The organism is Brotaphodocola sp., assembly GCF_050873365.1.
In the GTDB taxonomy this organism is placed as follows: domain Bacteria; phylum Bacillota; class Clostridia; order Lachnospirales; family Lachnospiraceae; genus Brotaphodocola.
In genome coordinates, this window is record NZ_JBNMIQ010000026.1 from 17,418 (window position 1) to 34,033 (window position 16,616).

The following is a 16,616-nucleotide window of genomic DNA, read 5'->3' on the forward strand; positions in this document are numbered from 1 at the left end:
GCAGGTTATTTTATGTAGGGGTAGGAATTTTCTGAACGGAAAATTCCACAAATAAAAATAAAAAACAAAAGCAGAAAACAAAATATACAAAACAAAAAATAGAAAACAAAAATAAAAAGAGGCTTAGAAAAGGAGAACAGGTATGTACGGTGTTACGATTACAGAATTAATTAAGAAGATGAATATGAAAAATGTGATTCCGGAGATCGATACGGACAAGGAAGTTCTGTCCCACCCGGAAGTCAATCGTCCAGCTCTTCAGCTGACTGGATTTTTCGATCATTTTGACCGCGAGCGCGTGCAGATCATCGGATATGTCGAGCAGGCCTACATCAAGACACTCTCCCGTGAGAGAAAAATTGAGATGTATGAGCGTCTTCTGACGAGTGAGATTCCGTGTATTGTATACAGCCGTGGCCAGATGCCGGATGACGATATGCAGGATCTCTGCCGTCGCTACCAGGTTCCGCTTCTCGTCTCTGACAAGACGACTTCCGATCTGATGGCAGAGGTCATCCGTTGGCTCAAGGTAAAACTGGCTCCGTGCATCAGCATCCACGGTGTTCTCGTCGATGTATTTGGTGAGGGTGTTCTGATCATGGGTGAGAGCGGAATCGGTAAGAGCGAGGCGGCTCTGGAGCTGATTAAGAGAGGTCATCGTCTCGTGACTGATGATGTCGTTGAGATCCGCAAAGTCAGCGATGAGACGCTGGTTGGAAGTGCGCCGGATATCACGAAGCATTTCATCGAACTGCGCGGTATCGGAATCATTGATGTCAAGGCACTGTTCGGTGTTGAGAGCGTAAAGGATACCCAGAACATCGATATGGTTATCAAGCTCGAGGACTGGGATAAGGATAAGGAGTACGATCGTCTTGGTCTGGAAGATCAGTACACTGAGTTCTTAGGTAACAAGGTTGTCTGCCACAACATCCCGATTCGTCCGGGTAGAAATCTTGCGATCATCGTAGAGTCTGCCGCAGTCAACTACCGCCAGAAGAAGATGGGTTACAATGCAGCTCAGGAGCTGTACAACCGTGTACAGGCAAATCTGGGCCGTGCCATGCAGGATCACAGATAAGAATTAAAAATAAGAAATAGACAAGATTGAACGAAAAAAGAAATAAGTATAGAACTAAAACAAAAAAGATGGATAAGATGGAGCAGAAAAAATGACAGAGCAGAGGACAGCGCAGAATGTGGAAAAGAGAGAACAGGCGGATGGCAACCTGAGAGCGCAATTGGTGCAGGTTCTGCCGGAGGGAGGACTGCGTGAGAACGAGCCGATGAGCCGTCACACGACGTTTCGTGCAGGCGGAATGGCGGACTACTTTGCAGAACCGCAGTCTGCCGATCAGCTTGCGGGAGTGATCCGTGTCTGCCGGGAGGCGGGAGAGCCTTATGCGATTGTCGGAAACGGCAGCAATCTTCTCGTCGGAGATTTGGGATATCACGGTGTGGTGATCTCGATTGGAAAGGCATTTGGAGAGATCCGAGTGGAGGGCAACCGGATTTTTGCGGGAGCGGGCGCACTGCTCGCCTCCGTCGCAAGAAATGCGCTCACGGCAGAACTTACCGGATTTGAGTTTGCCGCTGGAATTCCGGGAAGTGTCGGTGGAGCTGTCGTTATGAATGCCGGAGCCTACGGCTCTGAGATGAAGGATGTGATGGCATCTGCGACGATGCTGACGCAGGACGGAGAGGTTGTGACGATTGCATCGGAGGATCTCGAACTCGGTTACCGCACGAGCTGTATTTTGAAGAAGGGATATGTGGTGCTTGGCGCAGAGTTTGTGCTTGAGCATGGAGACCCCGAGAAGATCCGCGAGCAGATGGACGAACTGGCAGGAAAGAGAAGAGAGAAACAACCGCTTGAGTATCCGAGTGCGGGAAGCACGTTTAAGCGTCCGCAGGGAGATTTTGCGGGACGTCTGATCGAGGTTGCAGGACTGCGCGGATTTCGTGTCGGGGATGCACAGGTTTCGGAGAAACACTGTGGATTTGTGATCAATCGCGGAGAGGCATCTTCCGCAGATATTTTGAGTCTCTGCCGTCAGGTTCAGGAAAAGGTGAGAGAAAATTCAGGAGTGGACCTGGAACTTGAGGTAAAACTGCTCGGAGAATTTTCGGTAAAATAGATCAATAAGAAACCAACATAAGAAGTGGAAATTTCGGAGGAAAAAATCGTGAGACTGGTGATTGTGACGGGAATGTCCGGGGCGGGCAAGACGATTGCCCTGAAAATGCTGGAAGATATCGGATTTTATTGTGTGGACAATCTTCCGGTTCCGCTCATGGAGCCATTTGTCGATCTGGCGCTTCAGAAACCGACCGCTCATGAGCGTGTGGCACTCGGAATCGACATCCGGAGTGGTGGGGAGACGCTTCCACAGCTTCAGAAGATTTTAGAGGGATGGAAGCAGAATAAGATTCCGTGTGAGATTCTCTTTCTGGATGCAAAGGATGAGACACTGGTCAAGCGTTACAAGGAGACGAGACGTTCTCACCCGCTTGCGGGAAAGGGACGTGTGGACAGCGGAATTCATCTTGAGAGAGAGCAACTGCATTTCTTAAAAGAGAATGCGGATTTCATCATCGATACGAGCCAACTGCTGACGCGGGAACTCAAGCAGGAACTTGAAAAGATTTTTGTGGGAAATCAGAAGTACCAGAACCTGTTTATCACCGTGCTGTCGTTCGGGTTCAAGTATGGAATTCCGGCGGACGCAGATCTTGTTTTTGATGTGCGTTTTCTGCCAAACCCTTACTATGTGGAATCTCTGCGCAGTCACACGGGAGAGGAAGCAGAGGTGCAGGCATATGTGCGCCGTGGTGGAACTGCGGAAGTCTTCCTCGGAAAACTTTACGATCTGCTGGATTTCCTGATTCCAAATTATGTGAAAGAGGGAAAGAATCAGTTGGTAATCGCAGTTGGATGTACGGGTGGAAAACATCGCTCTGTGACGATTGCGAGTGCGCTCTATCAGCATTTGAGCGGATTTGAGGAGTACGGGCTGAAGATTGAGCACCGTGATATCGGCAAGGACAAGAGTCGCAGTCTGCCTTCGCAGGACGGCGGGAAAGCGTGACTTGCCGGGAAGGGATGAAGAGAACGATGTCATTTTCTTCTATGGTAAAGGAGGAACTTTCTCATCAGATGTCTTCTGCAAGACACTGCCAGATTGCGGAGATCACCGCGATCATCAGTCTGTGTGGGCGAGTGCAGATCTCGGAGAGAGATTCCTATTGTATTAAAATTCATACAGAAAATGTGGCAGTTGCAAGAAAGTACTTTACATTATTGAAAAAAACATTTAATATAAAGACTGATGTCTCCGTGCGTCAGGGAATGGAAAATCACAGCAGTCGCATTTATTCGGTTTGTATTCGCAAACATGAGGATGCGATTCGGGTTCTTCAGGCGGCAAAGCTGATTGATCTGTACGGAGAGATCGAGGAGAATCTATCGTTAGCTCAGAATGTGGTGATCCGAAAAAGTTGTTGTAAACGCGCATTCATTCGCGGTGCGTTTCTGGCGGCGGGATCGATCAGTGATCCCGAGAAGTTTTACCATTTTGAGATTGCATGTACCGCTCCTGCGAAGGCAGTGCAGTTGCAGGAACTGATGCTGTTTTTCGGGTTGGAAGCCAAGATTATACAGAGAAAAAAGTATAATGTGGTCTACCTGAAAGAGGGCAGTCAGATCGTGGATATTCTGAACGTGATGGAGGCTCCGGTTGCGTTGATGGAACTGGAGAATATCCGGATTTTAAAAGAAATGCGCGGAAGCGTAAACCGGAAAGTTAACTGTGAGACTGCCAATATTCATAAGACCGTATCTGCTGCGGTAAAGCAGATAGAAGATATTTCTTATATCCGCGATCACATGGGATTTGAGAAACTTCCGGATACACTTCGGGAGATCGCCAATCTGCGTCTGGCAAGACCGGAGGCGACGCTGAAGGAGCTTGGGGAGGCACTGGATCCGCCGGTTGGCAAGTCTGGGGTCAATCATCGTCTTCGGAAACTTGGAGAGATGGCAGAAGATCTTCGACAGCGGAATTCGGTTACAGGGGCGTAAAGTCGCGCCCATATCATGAGGAGGATTATTATGTTAAAAAAGACAATCACCATCAGACTTGAGAATGGTCTGGAAGCAAGACCTGTGGCAATGCTGGTTCAGATTGCAAGCCAGTATGAGAGTGTCATCTATGTGGAAAAGGGTACTGCTCGGGTGAATGCAAAGAGCATCATGGGAATGATGACCCTTGGTATGGATGCGGGAGAAGCACTGACTGTTATTACAGATGGTGCGGATGAAGCTGAGGCAATGGACAGCATTGAGAAGTATCTGACGGATGCGAAATAAGTAGAGATATATGGATTCTGCGCCTGAGTTTACAGGAAAATTGAAAAAGAAACAGGGAGCCTCGGCATTGTGTCGGGGCTCTTTTTGCCAGTAGGGCAGGAAAAAATAGGATACAAAGCAAGATACAAACAGGATACAAAAACAAAAGTTCAGAAAGAGAGAAAGTGAGGAAGAAGAGTGGCATTTACGCATCTTCATGTCCACACGGAGTACAGCCTTCTCGATGGTTCCTGTAAGATCAAGGAACTTGTCGCGAGGGCGAAGGAACTCGGGATGGACAGCATGGCGATCACGGATCACGGTGTGATGTACGGCGTGATTGATTTTTACCGTGCGGCAAGAGAAGTGGGAATTAAGCCGATCATCGGCTGTGAGATTTATGTGACACCAGGATCTCGTTTTGAGAGAGAAAAGGGCAGTGGGGAGGATCGTTACTATCATCTGGTTCTTCTCGCGGAGAACGATCAGGGATATAGCAATCTGATGAAGATTGTGTCGAGGGGATTTGTCGATGGATTTTATTACAAGCCCCGCGTGGACTACGAGGTACTTGAGACTTACCACGAGGGAATTATCGCGTTGTCAGCCTGTCTTGCGGGTGAGGTTCAGAAGAATCTTGCGCGCGGGATGTACGAGGAGGCAACGCTGTCGGCAAAGCGTTACGAGGAGATTTTTGGAAAAGGGAATTTCTTTTTAGAGCTTCAGGATCACGGAATTCCGGAGCAGAGGACCGTCAATCAGGGACTCTTGAGATTGAGCAGGGAGCTTGGCATCGATCTCGTCGCGACGAACGATATTCACTACATTTTAGCGGATGACGCGAAGGCGCATGACATTTTGCTCTGCATCCAAACCGGAAAAAAGGTCACGGATGAGAACCGAATGCGCTATGAGGGCGGTCAGTATTACGTCAAGTCTGAGGAGGAGATGAGAGCGCTCTTCCCTTATGCGCAGGAGGCGATTGACAACACGCACAAGATTGCAGAGCGTTGTAATGTGGAGATCGAGTTCGGCGTGACGAAGCTCCCGAAATTTGAGGTCCCGGAAGGATATGATTCTTGGACATACCTCAATAAGCTCTGTCAGGATGGCATGAAAAAGCGATACCCGAATGATGATGGAACACTGGCAAAGCGACTCGAGTACGAGCTCGGTGTCATTCACAACATGGGGTACGTCGATTACTTTTTGATCGTCTGGGATTTCATTCATTTTGCGCGGTCGAATGACATCATGGTCGGACCGGGACGAGGATCGGCAGCGGGAAGTATCGTCGCTTACTGTCTGGAGATCACAAACATCGATCCGATCCGCTACGATCTGCTCTTTGAGCGTTTCTTAAATCCGGAGCGAGTCTCGATGCCGGATATCGACGTGGACTTCTGCTTCGAGCGAAGAGGAGAGGTCATCGACTACGTCGTCGAGAAATACGGAAAGGATCAGGTCGTTCAGATCGTCACCTTCGGTACACTTGCCGCAAAGGGTGTCGTGAGGGACGTCGGACGAGTGCTTGATCTGCCGTATGCGCGGTGCGATGCGATCGCAAAGATGATCCCGGGGGATCTCGGCATGACGCTCGACAAGGCGCTCAAGCAGAGCCCGGATTTGCGCGAGGCGTACCAGAGTGATCCGGAGGTCAAGAATCTGATTGACATGGCGAAGCGTCTTGAGGGACTTCCGCGCCACACATCGATGCATGCAGCGGGCGTAGTGATTGGTCAGAAGGCGATGGATGAATTTGTTCCGCTCTCGAGGGCTTCCGATGGAACGATCGTCACGCAGTTTACGATGACGACGCTCGAGGAGTTGGGACTTCTGAAAATGGACTTCCTCGGACTTCGAACGCTGACGGTTATCCAGAATGCGGTTCAGCTGATTGAGAAGGGATATGGAACCCATCTTGATATGGAGAAGATCGACTATAACGATAAGGAAGTTCTCGGTGCGATCGGAACCGGAAAATGTGAGGGCGTGTTCCAGCTCGAGAGTTCTGGAATGAAGAGCTTCATGAAGGAGCTAAAGCCGGAAAATCTCGAGGATGTTGTCGCCGGAATCTCGCTGTACCGTCCGGGCCCGATGGATTTCATTCCAAAGTATTTGAAGGGAAAGAATGACAAGGATTCCATCACCTACGATTGCCCGCAACTTCAGCATATTTTAAGCCCGACCTACGGATGTATCGTCTACCAGGAGCAGGTTATGCAGATCGTTCGAGATCTTGCCGGATACACGATGGGACGAAGCGATCTCGTGCGCCGTGCGATGTCGAAGAAGAAGACCGCAGTCATGGAGAAAGAACGCCAGAATTTCGTTTACGGAAATGAGGCGGAGGGCGTAAAGGGCTGTATCGCAAATGGCATCAGCGAGAGCGTCGCAAATCACATCTACGATGAGATGATCGATTTCGCGAAGTATGCGTTTAATAAGTGTTCGACTCGTTCCAGCTTTAAATAAACAAAGGGCTGGCACACATAAAGAAGTCCTTTAAAACGAAAAGGAAACCATTTATGCGGAGAACTGATAACTCGACAGAATGGAATGATGGGGTAACGCCCTGAAACATTCTACCTAATACTCCGACGGGCTGTATAAGACGAAAGTCTAACAGTTTGAAGTTCGGTGAAGTCGGCAGAAGTCGACCTAAACCAAGTAGCATCCGCTAGTAGCATTGGTATAAAAGTGGCTAGAGCCCGCCCGTGTGAATTGGTTGTGAAAGGCATGGTTTGCGATATGCCGGGGTCTATAAAATACCTATGGCGAGAATGCCGTGGCATCTACACGGCTGACGAACCAGCGAATTTAAGAGTCTAAATGAAGCTTGCTGGGAAACCAGTAGGGACGCAGGAGCGTCGTTGGTGTGGTGGAGTAAGAATTTTTGTTATGAAAGACCATATAGTGTTACAGGCACTATCAAGCCAACAGGATCAGAGCTAGGCGCCTAAGGGTATATATGTACAGATAGGGTTATCGGTACGAGGAAAGGTATCAGAGATGCGATTTCGCATCTAGGACGACGAAGAATAATAAGCGTCCGAACTGGTGCTGAAAAGTAGAGATCGCACCTTGGAAGTTTCTGTAATGGGAATGGAGGAATGGTCTCAAGCCGGAATTAGAATAATAGGAATATCGAATCTACGACAAGGATTCCGAGTAAGACAAAAAAGTCACTCAAATCTAATTTATTAGAGGAGGTGATGCCTTGTGCCTACTACGAAGAACAAAAGCAACGTTGTAGATAACATTAGACACTCCGAATACTACGAAATGCAGGAGACTCTGGACAGACTCTACGAGGAGAGCCGACAGGGTAAGGTGTTTGACAACCTGATGGATATCATTCTGTCAGAGGAAAATATCCTACTTGCTTATAGAAATATCAAAGCAAACAAAGGGAGTCAAACACCCGGCACAGATAAGCTCACAATGAGAGACATGGGAAAGCTACCAACAAATGAGGTAATAGAACGAGTCAGATTTATTATGAGCGGTAGTAAACACGGATACAGACCAAAACCGGTCAGAAGAAAAGAAATTCCAAAATCGAATGGGGAATTCAGACCATTGGGAATCCCATGCATCTGGGACAGATTAGTTCAACAATGCATGAAGCAAGTATTAGAACCAATATGTGAGGCAAAATTCTCTAAAAACAGTTATGGCTTCAGACCGAACCGATGCGTGGAACATGTAATAGCAGAAACACACAGACTTATGCAGAGGTCAAAATTAGGATATGCGGTAGAATTTGATATCAAAGGTTTCTTTGATAACGTAAATCACCAAAAACTAATCAGACAGATGTGGGCGATCGGTATACATGACAAGAAGCTGATATTCATAATAAAAAGAATTCTAAAAGCACCAGTAAGGCTACCAAATGGAGATACGATTCAACCCACTAAGGGAACTCCCCAAGGAGGAATCATTTCTCCGCTGTTAGCGAATATCGTGCTTAATGAACTTGACCACTGGATAGACAGCCAATGGCTTGAAAACCCAGTAATCGACAATTTTAGCCTTCGATGCAACAAACAGGGAAAACTAATCAAGTCGAATGCATACACAGCTCTTAGAAGAACGAATCTCAAAGAAATGTATATCATCAGATATGCAGATGACTTTAGAATTTTTTGCAGGAACTATGAAGTTGCCAAGCGAGTCAAAGAAGCGGTAACACAGTGGTTACAGCAAAGGCTTAAATTGGAAGTATCTGAGGAAAAAACGAGAATCGTAAATCTAAGACGTAACTATATGGAATTTCTAGGTTTCAAATTGAAACTATATGACAGAGGAAATGGCTGGAAAGTCAAATCTCATGTAAGTGACAAAAAGCTAAAAAACGTAAATAGAGAGCTAAAACATCAGTTTGCAAAAATAGCACATGCCAAGAACAAACAACACACCACATCGATCGTGCGTAGATATAACTCAATGGTGTTGGGAGTTCAGAATTACTATAAGATAGCAACGGATGTGTGCAAGGATTTCAGACTGATCCAATATCAGATTGATGCAGTGGCAAAATCCAGGCTACACGCAAAGAATAGCAGGAAAAGTAAGCTGGGAAGAAATGGGCGCGAGCTAACAATGTTTGAGAGAGAACGATATGGGAAATCAAAAGCTATGAGGTATATCAAGGTAAACGGTGAACCCATATACCCCATAGGATATGTTAGTCCAAAACCACCAATATCCAAAGCCGAAAAAGTATGCATGTACACGAGCGAGGGAAGAAAGGGTCTACATGACAATTTGCAAGTAGACATGAGTATTTTAATCAGCCTGATGAGAAATCCAAGCAGGAACAGAAGCACAGAGTTCAATGACAACAAATTGTCTTTATACTCTGCGCAAAAAGGTAAATGTGCGATCACGCAAAGGGTATTCTGCACAACAGAAGAAATCCATTGTCATCACAAAAATCCGAGAAAATTGGGCGGAACGGATGAGTACAAAAATCTAGTACTTATACTGGAACCTGTACACAAACTGATCCATGCCAAAGTTCCGGATGTGATCGATCAATACCTTAAACTTTTACAGCTCACAAGTGCGCAATTAGCCAAAGTCAATAAATACAGAGAGATGGCCGGCAACGAGCCCATCGTAGCATAACAACGAAAAACTGGAGTAATTCATACAAGGTGATTCGTTAATTCCTATCCCAATGTGGTAACACGCAGACATCAATAGTCACATTGGTTTCATTCTAAAATCGGGGGAACGCCGGATGCGCTGAAAGGTGCATGTCCGGTGTGGACCGGGGGAAAAGATGGAGATGATATCAAAATCTTACCTATCGGTATCGCACGCAGTCTGCTACGCGGTGGTTGCATACCAGACCGCATATTTGAAATACTATTACCCGAGAGAGTTTATGGCGGCGCTTATGACGTCGGTCATGGACAATATCTCAAAGGTGTCGGAATACATTCTGACATGCCGGCAGATGGGAATCGCAATTTTGCCTCCTGACATCAATGAGGGAGAGAGCGGATTTTCCGTATCAAACGGGGCGATCCGCTATGGACTGTCCGCAATCAAGAGCGTCGGTCGAAGTGTTGTGGACGCGATTATTGCAGATCGGGAAGCAAATGGTCTGTACACCTCTCTTGACGATTTTGTGGATCGAATGGGTGGTCGTGAGGTCAATAAGCGGACGCTTGAGAGTTTTATCAAGTCGGGAGCATTTGACTCTCTGCCGGGCAACCGCAGACAGAAAATCGAGGTAGCGCCGGAACTGCTTGACCAGAAGACGAAAGACCGCAAAAATGCATTTGAGGGTCAGATGAGTCTCTTTGATTTTGCGGAGGAGTCGGAGAAGAAACAGTACCAGATCACAATGCCGAATGTGCCGGAGTATCCGAAGGAGGAACTGCTCGCCTTTGAGAAGGAGATCCTCGGCGTCTACGTCAGCGGTCATCCGCTCGAGGAGTACTTGGATCTCTGGAAGAACAGCGTGACCGCACAGACGATTGACTTTGCAGTCGATGAGGAGACGGGGCACGCGAAGGTCGCAGACAACAGCCGGGTGACGATCGGTGGAATGATCACGGCAAAGACCGTCAAGATCACAAAAACGGGACAGCAGATGGCATTTCTGACCGTTGAGGATATGGTCGGATCGGTCGAAGTTCTCGTTTTCCCGAGAGATTACGAGAGCAAACGCTCCATGCTCAACGAGGATGCGAAAGTCTTTGTTCAGGGTCGCACTTCGATCGGGGATGATCCGGTCGGAAAACTGATCTGCGAGCAGGTGATTCCGTTTGAATCAGTTCCCCGCGAGCTTTGGTTAAAATTCGCGGACAAGGCGGAATATGATGAAAAACATCAGAGAATTTTGGACATTCTTCGCACTGGACAGACCGCAAATGCATCTGATACCGTCATTATTTATCTGGAAAAGGAGCGCGCGAAAAAAGTGCTCCCCGCTACTTGGAAGATATGCACAAATAAAGCACTTTTGGACACATTGAATGAAGAACTTGGTGAAAAAAATATCAGACTTGTAGAAAAGGGATTGAAAAGATGAAAAAAATGATTTACACTAGGCAGTGAGCAGTGCGCGTGCACTGAGAGGGCAGCTCGGAGCTGAGGGTGTAAATGATGCGTTGCGTTCACAGGGGGTCTGTGAGGAGAAGCGTGACAGTCGAAGAAAGGGCACAGCCTACACTATATATACGCTGTTGACAGGAGGAGACTACTATGGCAAAGCAAGTAAAGACGATTGGTGTTTTAACAAGCGGTGGAGATGCACCGGGAATGAATGCTGCAATTCGTGCAGTTGTCCGGACCGCTCTGAATAAAGGACTGAAGGTTAAGGGAATCATGCGTGGATACGCAGGACTTCTTCAGGAAGAGATCATCGACATGGACAGCACCAGCGTGTCAAATATCATTTACCGTGGTGGTACGATCCTGTACACAGCAAGATGTATGGAGTTTACCACACCGGAAGGACAGCAGGCAGGTGCAGACATCTGTCGCAAGCACGGAATTGACGGTATTGTCGTAATCGGTGGTGACGGTTCTTTCCGCGGTGCCGGAAAGCTGGCAGCTCTCGGCGTCAATACAATTGGTGTTCCGGGAACGATCGATCTGGACATCGCCTGCACGGATTACACGGTTGGATTTGATACCGCAGTTAATACCGCAATGGAGGCAATCGATAAGGTTCGTGATACTTCTACCTCTCATGAGCGTTGCAGTATCATTGAGGTAATGGGTAGAAATGCCGGATACATTGCTCTGTGGTGCGGTATTGCAAACGGTGCAGAGGATATTCTGCTTCCGGAGCGTTACGACGGAAATGAGCAGGCACTGATCAACCGAATCATTGAGAACAGAAAACGTGGTAAACGCCACAACATCATCATCAACGCAGAGGGAATCGGACATTCCACTTCTATGGCAAGAAGAATCGAGGCAGCAACCGGCATTGAGACGAGAGCAACCATCCTCGGTCACATGCAGCGTGGTGGTACTCCGACCTGTAAGGATCGTGTCTATGCGTCCATCATGGGAGCAAGAGCAGCAGAGCTTCTCTGCGAGGGTAAGAGCAATCGTCTGGTTGCTTACAAGCATGGTGAGTTTGTGGACTATGATATTCAGGAAGCACTCCAGATGACAAAGGACATTCCGGAAGAGCAGTATGAGATTGCAAGAATGTTGGTGAAGTAAAACTTCTCAGATAAAAAACAGGCGTGACGATAAAACTGCCCGGCGGAAGCGATTTCGCCGGGCGTTCTTTGTGGATTTGTGAAATTATGGACAAATAGGATAAGCAAGACAAATAAGGCAAGTAAGGTAAGTAAAATAAGTAAGATAAATTTAAGATAAAATAAGACAAATGCGGTTATTGGTTAGCGCGATGACAGAGTGATTGGTGAGTAATTGGTGATTGCGGAAATGATCGTAACCGAAGAAGAAATAGAAGGGAAAGGTGAAGATGAGAGGACACGACGGACGAATTGTACTTTGTGGTTCTAATGGATACGAAAAGAAGTATTATTTTAATGAAGAATTTTCCAATCTGCCGGAATCGATTCAGCGTCAGCTTCATGTGATGTGTGTGTGGTTCACGGAGGAGTGCGGAGGAATCCTGACTCTGGAATTTGAGGAGGACGGAACTCTGGAATTCTGCCACACGACATCGGAGTATGACGGTTATTACGATGAGATCGGAGCAGATTTGAAGATTAAGCAGTACCGCGAGGAGGGACAGGAACTTCTGAAGGCGCTGGAGACTTACTACAAGGTCTTTTATCTCAATGAAGATATTGAGGAGGAAGATGAGGACGAGGATGGCGGAAATTCTGCGGATAACGACACCGAGAATGACATGGCTGACGGAGTAGACGGAGATCAGGGCGAATGAAATTGCAGATTGGAAATGTAAAACTGGAAAACAACCTGATTCTTGCCCCGATGGCTGGTGTGACGGATCTGCCGTTTCGTGTGCTCTGCCGTGAGGAGGGCTGTGGTCTTCTTTATACGGAGATGGTCAGCGCAAAAGCGATCCTTTACAAGAACAAGAATACAAAAGAACTTCTCGAGGTCGACCCGTCGGAGCGTCCGATCGCGGTTCAGCTCTTCGGCTCCGATCCGCAGATTCTCGGCGCGATGGCACACCAGATCGAGGACGGTCCCTATGATCTGATTGATTTGAACATGGGATGCCCGGTTCCGAAGGTTGCGGGAAACGGTGAGGGTTCTGCCCTGATGAAGAATCCGAAGCTTGTGGAGGAGATCCTCTCCACGATGGTGAAGAGTGTAAAAAAACCGGTCACGGTAAAATTCCGCAAGGGTTTTGATGACGATCATGTCAATGCAGTCGAGATCGCAAAGATTGCGGAGAGCTGTGGCGTGTCGGCAGTGGCAGTTCACGGAAGAACGAGAGAGCAGTACTATTCCGGCACCGCGGACTGGGACATCATCCGTCAGGTCAAGGAGGCGGTGAGCATTCCGGTGATCGGAAATGGAGATATTTTCACTCCCCAGGACGCAAAGAGATGTCTTGAGGAGACCGGTTGTGATGGGCTGATGATTGGAAGAGGAGCACGCGGAAACCCTTGGATTTTCAAGCGCACCGCACATTATCTTGAGACCGGAGAACTTCTCCCGGAGCCGACTGGGGCAGAGATCGGAGAAATGATTCTGCGCCATGCCAGAATGCAGGTGAAAATGAAGGGCGAGTACATTGGAATGAAAGAAATGCGAAAACATGTGGCATGGTACACCGCAGGGCTTCCACATTCGGCCTCAATGCGACGCGCAAGCAACGAGTTGGAGACGCTTGAACAGCTTGAAAACCTGTTAAATACGAATGGTCTGGGTTCTTGACAACCCGCACCCTTTGGGATATAATACTGTGATACTTGAGTATGTGAGGAGACGCGCCGATGACGCGTCTTCTGCATGCAATGAGCTAAATCAGGTTTAGATCAGAGCGGAAGAAGCCGGAGGGTTCGGCTTTGCCCGGAGTCTTCGGAGATAAGATGGCATCAGATGGGGAAACAGTGAAGAATCAGCGAAGAACCAGAGACATGATTTAAGTAGTTTTTTAGTAGCTTTTAAGTAGTTTTTAAGTAGTTTGAGCAGTATTTTTAAGTAGCGTTTTTTTCAATGCTTCTAAGAGCATGAAAATCGCTATGAAAGTATTTAAAGTATTATGTTGTAAGGAAGGAAACAGTTATGGCAGACAAGAAACATATTATCACTTATGCGGGACTGAAACAGTATGAGGATGAGCTTCAGGATCTGAAGGTAAATCGTCGTCGTGAAGTTGCACAGAAGATCAAGGAAGCAAGAGAGCAGGGCGATCTGTCTGAGAACGCTGAGTATGATGCTGCAAAAGATGAGCAGAGAGACATCGAACTGCGAATCGAGGAGCTTGAGAAACTTCTGAAGAACGCAGAGGTTGTAGATGAGGATGAGGTAGATCTGGACAAGATCAGTATCGGTTGTAAAGTAAAAGTATACGATGTTGATTTCGATGAGGAGATGGAGTTCAAGATCGTTGGTTCCACCGAGGCAAACAGCCTTCAGAACAAGATTTCCAACGAGTCTCCGGTAGGAAGAGCACTGCTTGGAAAGCGCGTTGGCGATGTTGTTGACGTTGAGACTCAGGCAGGAATCATTCAGTACAAGGTACTGGAGATCCAGAGAGTATCATAGTTTTATAATTCCATAGATGATAGTTTTAGTGACAGGCAAAGGAGATAGAGATGGCAGAGCAGAATCAGAACGCAAAGCAGGCACAGGAGCCGGATGTTCATCAGCTCCTGAAGGTTCGCCGTGAGAAGCTGGCAGAACTTCAGGCAGCAGACAAGGACCCGTTTAAGATCACAAAGTATGATGTGACCGTACACAGCACGGATGTAAAAGAAAATTACAGCGAGTGGGAAGGCAAAGAGGTATCCATCGCAGGACGTGTAATGTCCAAGCGTGTGATGGGTAAAGCATCCTTCTGTAACGTTCAGGACCTCAAGGGCAACATTCAGTGTTATGTTTGCCGTGATGACCTTGGCGAGGATGCATACAAAGATTTCAAGCGCATGGATATCGGTGATATCGTCGGAATCCGTGGTCTTGTATTCACCACAAAGATGGGTGAGATTTCCATTCACGCACATTCTGTAACCCTGCTGTCCAAGAGCTTACAGATTCTGCCGGAGAAGTATCATGGTCTGACTAACACCGATACCCGTTATCGTCAGCGTTATGTAGACCTGATCATGAACGAGGATGTGCGCAAGACTTTCGTGATGCGTTCCCGTATCATCAGCTGCATCCGTCGCTATCTCGACAATCAGGGCTTCTTAGAGGTTGAGACCCCGATGCTCGTTGCAAATGCAGGCGGTGCTGCTGCAAGACCGTTTGAGACCCATTACAATGCACTGGATGAGGATGTAAAGCTCCGTATTTCCCTTGAGCTGTACTTAAAGCGTCTGATCGTCGGTGGTATGGAGAAGGTTTACGAGATCGGTCGTGTATTCCGTAACGAGGGTCTTGATACCCGTCACAATCCGGAGTTCACTCTGATGGAGCTGTATCAGGCATACACCGATTACTATGGCATGATGGATCTGACCGAGAACATGTTCCGTCACATCGCAAACGAGGTGTGCGGTACCACGAAGATCCCGTATGCAGAGGTTGAGATTGATCTTGGAAAGCCGTTTGAGCGTCTGACGATGATCGATGCAATCAAAAAGTATACCGGAATTGATTTCAACGAGATCAAGACCACTGAGGAAGCAAAGAAGCTCGCAGATGAGAAGGATATCCACTATGAGGAGCGTCACGTTCGCGGTGACATCATCAACCTCTTCTTCGAGGAGTTTGTTGAGGAGCATCTGATTCAGCCGACCTTCATCATGGATCATCCGATCGAGATCTCCCCGCTGACGAAGAAGAAGCCGGATCATCCGGAGCAGGTAGAGCGTTTCGAGCTGTTCATCTACGGAAGAGAGATGTGTAACGCATACTCCGAGCTGAACGACCCGATCGACCAGAGAGAGCGTTTCAAGGCACAGGAGGCTGCACTTGCAGCTGGTGATGAGGAAGCAAACACAACCGATGAGGACTTCCTGAATGCACTTGAGATCGGTATGCCTCCGACAGGTGGTATCGGATACGGAATCGACCGTCTCGTTATGCTGTTTACCAACAGCCCGGCAATCCGTGACGTTCTGCTCTTCCCGACGATGAAGTCCTTAGATGCAGGCAAGAAGTCCGCAGACAAGGCTGGCGAGAAGGCAACTGCTGGCGACAACAATGGTTTCTTTACCCCGAACGAGAAGATCGATTTCTCCAACGTAAAGATTGAACCGCTGTTTGAGGAGCAGGTGGATTTCGAGACTTTCAGCAAGTCTGATTTCCGTGCTGTAAAGGTAAAGGCATGTGAGGCTGTGAAGAAGTCCAAGAAACTGCTTCAGTTCACCCTCGATGACGGAACAGGCAAGGATCGCACAATCCTCAGCGGAATCCATGCTTACTATGAGCCGGAAGAGCTGGTTGGCAAGACCCTCGTGGCAATTACCAATCTGCCTCCGCGCGCAATGATGGGCATTGAGTCCTGCGGTATGTTACTCAGCGCAGTATGCGAGGAGAACGGCGAGGAGAAGCTGAACCTGCTGATGGTAGACAATCACATCCCGGCAGGCGCAAAGCTGTACTAAGAAGTACGAAGATGTACTGAGCTAGCTGTACCAAGGTGTACGAAAGCGGGAGTACGATAAAATCA

Annotated in this window: 10 protein-coding genes and 3 pseudogenes; all 13 read left to right on the forward strand. The window is 47.7% G+C overall.

The features are described 5' to 3' along the window. Window positions 1-142: 142 nt before the first annotated feature. Window positions 143-1,081 carry an HPr(Ser) kinase/phosphatase gene (gene hprK, locus ACR0QT_RS11280; protein ID WP_432630874.1) on the forward strand — a complete coding sequence of 313 codons (939 nt, stop codon included), beginning with the start codon at window positions 143-145 and terminating at the stop codon, window positions 1,079-1,081. 91 nt (window positions 1,082-1,172) lie between these two features. Beyond that, the gene (murB, locus tag ACR0QT_RS11285; protein ID WP_432630875.1) at window positions 1,173-2,138 is read left to right on the forward strand and encodes a UDP-N-acetylmuramate dehydrogenase; all 966 of its coding nucleotides are present in this window, start codon (window positions 1,173-1,175) and stop codon (window positions 2,136-2,138) included. A gap of 48 nt (window positions 2,139-2,186) precedes the next feature. Further along, window positions 2,187-3,089, forward strand: a complete 903-nt coding sequence (gene rapZ, locus ACR0QT_RS11290; protein WP_432630876.1) for an RNase adapter RapZ — start codon at window positions 2,187-2,189, stop codon at window positions 3,087-3,089. A 26-nt stretch (window positions 3,090-3,115) separates the two neighbouring features. After that, complete coding sequence (gene whiA, locus ACR0QT_RS11295) at window positions 3,116-4,081, forward strand: DNA-binding protein WhiA (RefSeq protein WP_432630877.1); 966 nt, start codon at window positions 3,116-3,118, stop codon at window positions 4,079-4,081. A gap of 30 nt (window positions 4,082-4,111) precedes the next feature. Continuing rightward, on the forward strand, window positions 4,112-4,369 hold the full coding sequence (locus ACR0QT_RS11300) for an HPr family phosphocarrier protein (protein WP_177977488.1): 258 nt from the start codon (window positions 4,112-4,114) through the stop codon (window positions 4,367-4,369). Window positions 4,370-4,546: 177 nt separating this feature from the next. Beyond that, window positions 4,547-6,796: pseudogene (locus ACR0QT_RS11305) on the forward strand (DNA polymerase III subunit alpha); the annotation flags it as partial. A gap of 837 nt (window positions 6,797-7,633) precedes the next feature. Then, window positions 7,634-9,484 (forward strand): group II intron reverse transcriptase/maturase, encoded by a 1,851-nt coding sequence (gene ltrA, locus ACR0QT_RS11310; RefSeq protein ID WP_432630888.1) that lies wholly within the window; start codon window positions 7,634-7,636, stop codon window positions 9,482-9,484. Between the two features lie 151 nt (window positions 9,485-9,635). Next, window positions 9,636-10,901: pseudogene (locus tag ACR0QT_RS11315) on the forward strand (OB-fold nucleic acid binding domain-containing protein); the annotation flags it as partial. Between the two features lie 173 nt (window positions 10,902-11,074). Continuing rightward, the gene (gene pfkA / locus ACR0QT_RS11320) at window positions 11,075-12,049 is read left to right on the forward strand and encodes a 6-phosphofructokinase (protein WP_432630878.1); all 975 of its coding nucleotides are present in this window, start codon (window positions 11,075-11,077) and stop codon (window positions 12,047-12,049) included. A gap of 268 nt (window positions 12,050-12,317) precedes the next feature. After that, a pseudogene (locus tag ACR0QT_RS11325) lies at window positions 12,318-12,674 on the forward strand (DUF6145 family protein); the annotation flags it as partial. Between the two features lie 68 nt (window positions 12,675-12,742). After that, window positions 12,743-13,711 carry a tRNA dihydrouridine synthase DusB gene (gene dusB, locus ACR0QT_RS11330; protein ID WP_432630879.1) on the forward strand — a complete coding sequence of 323 codons (969 nt, stop codon included), beginning with the start codon at window positions 12,743-12,745 and terminating at the stop codon, window positions 13,709-13,711. 351 nt (window positions 13,712-14,062) lie between these two features. Next, window positions 14,063-14,545 (forward strand): transcription elongation factor GreA, encoded by a 483-nt coding sequence (greA, locus tag ACR0QT_RS11335; protein ID WP_177977492.1) that lies wholly within the window; start codon window positions 14,063-14,065, stop codon window positions 14,543-14,545. Window positions 14,546-14,595: 50 nt separating this feature from the next. Next, window positions 14,596-16,551 carry a lysine--tRNA ligase gene (gene lysS, locus ACR0QT_RS11340; protein ID WP_432630880.1) on the forward strand — a complete coding sequence of 652 codons (1,956 nt, stop codon included), beginning with the start codon at window positions 14,596-14,598 and terminating at the stop codon, window positions 16,549-16,551. Window positions 16,552-16,616 lie beyond the last annotated feature (65 nt).

What these genes read in the sequence shown, in the direction of transcription:
- dusB (WP_432630879.1), top strand. Translation starts at nt 12,743, where the DNA reads ATGAAATTGCAGATTGGAAATGTAAAACTGGAAAACAACCTGATTCTT.
- ACR0QT_RS11300 (WP_177977488.1), top strand. Translation starts at nt 4,112, where the DNA reads ATGTTAAAAAAGACAATCACCATCAGACTTGAGAATGGTCTGGAAGCA.
- hprK (WP_432630874.1), top strand. Translation starts at nt 143, where the DNA reads ATGTACGGTGTTACGATTACAGAATTAATTAAGAAGATGAATATGAAA.
- ltrA (WP_432630888.1), top strand. Translation starts at nt 7,634, where the DNA reads ATGCAGGAGACTCTGGACAGACTCTACGAGGAGAGCCGACAGGGTAAG.
- murB (WP_432630875.1), top strand. Translation starts at nt 1,173, where the DNA reads ATGACAGAGCAGAGGACAGCGCAGAATGTGGAAAAGAGAGAACAGGCG.
- whiA (WP_432630877.1), top strand. Translation starts at nt 3,116, where the DNA reads ATGTCATTTTCTTCTATGGTAAAGGAGGAACTTTCTCATCAGATGTCT.
- greA (WP_177977492.1), top strand. Translation starts at nt 14,063, where the DNA reads ATGGCAGACAAGAAACATATTATCACTTATGCGGGACTGAAACAGTAT.
- lysS (WP_432630880.1), top strand. Translation starts at nt 14,596, where the DNA reads ATGGCAGAGCAGAATCAGAACGCAAAGCAGGCACAGGAGCCGGATGTT.
- pfkA (WP_432630878.1), top strand. Translation starts at nt 11,075, where the DNA reads ATGGCAAAGCAAGTAAAGACGATTGGTGTTTTAACAAGCGGTGGAGAT.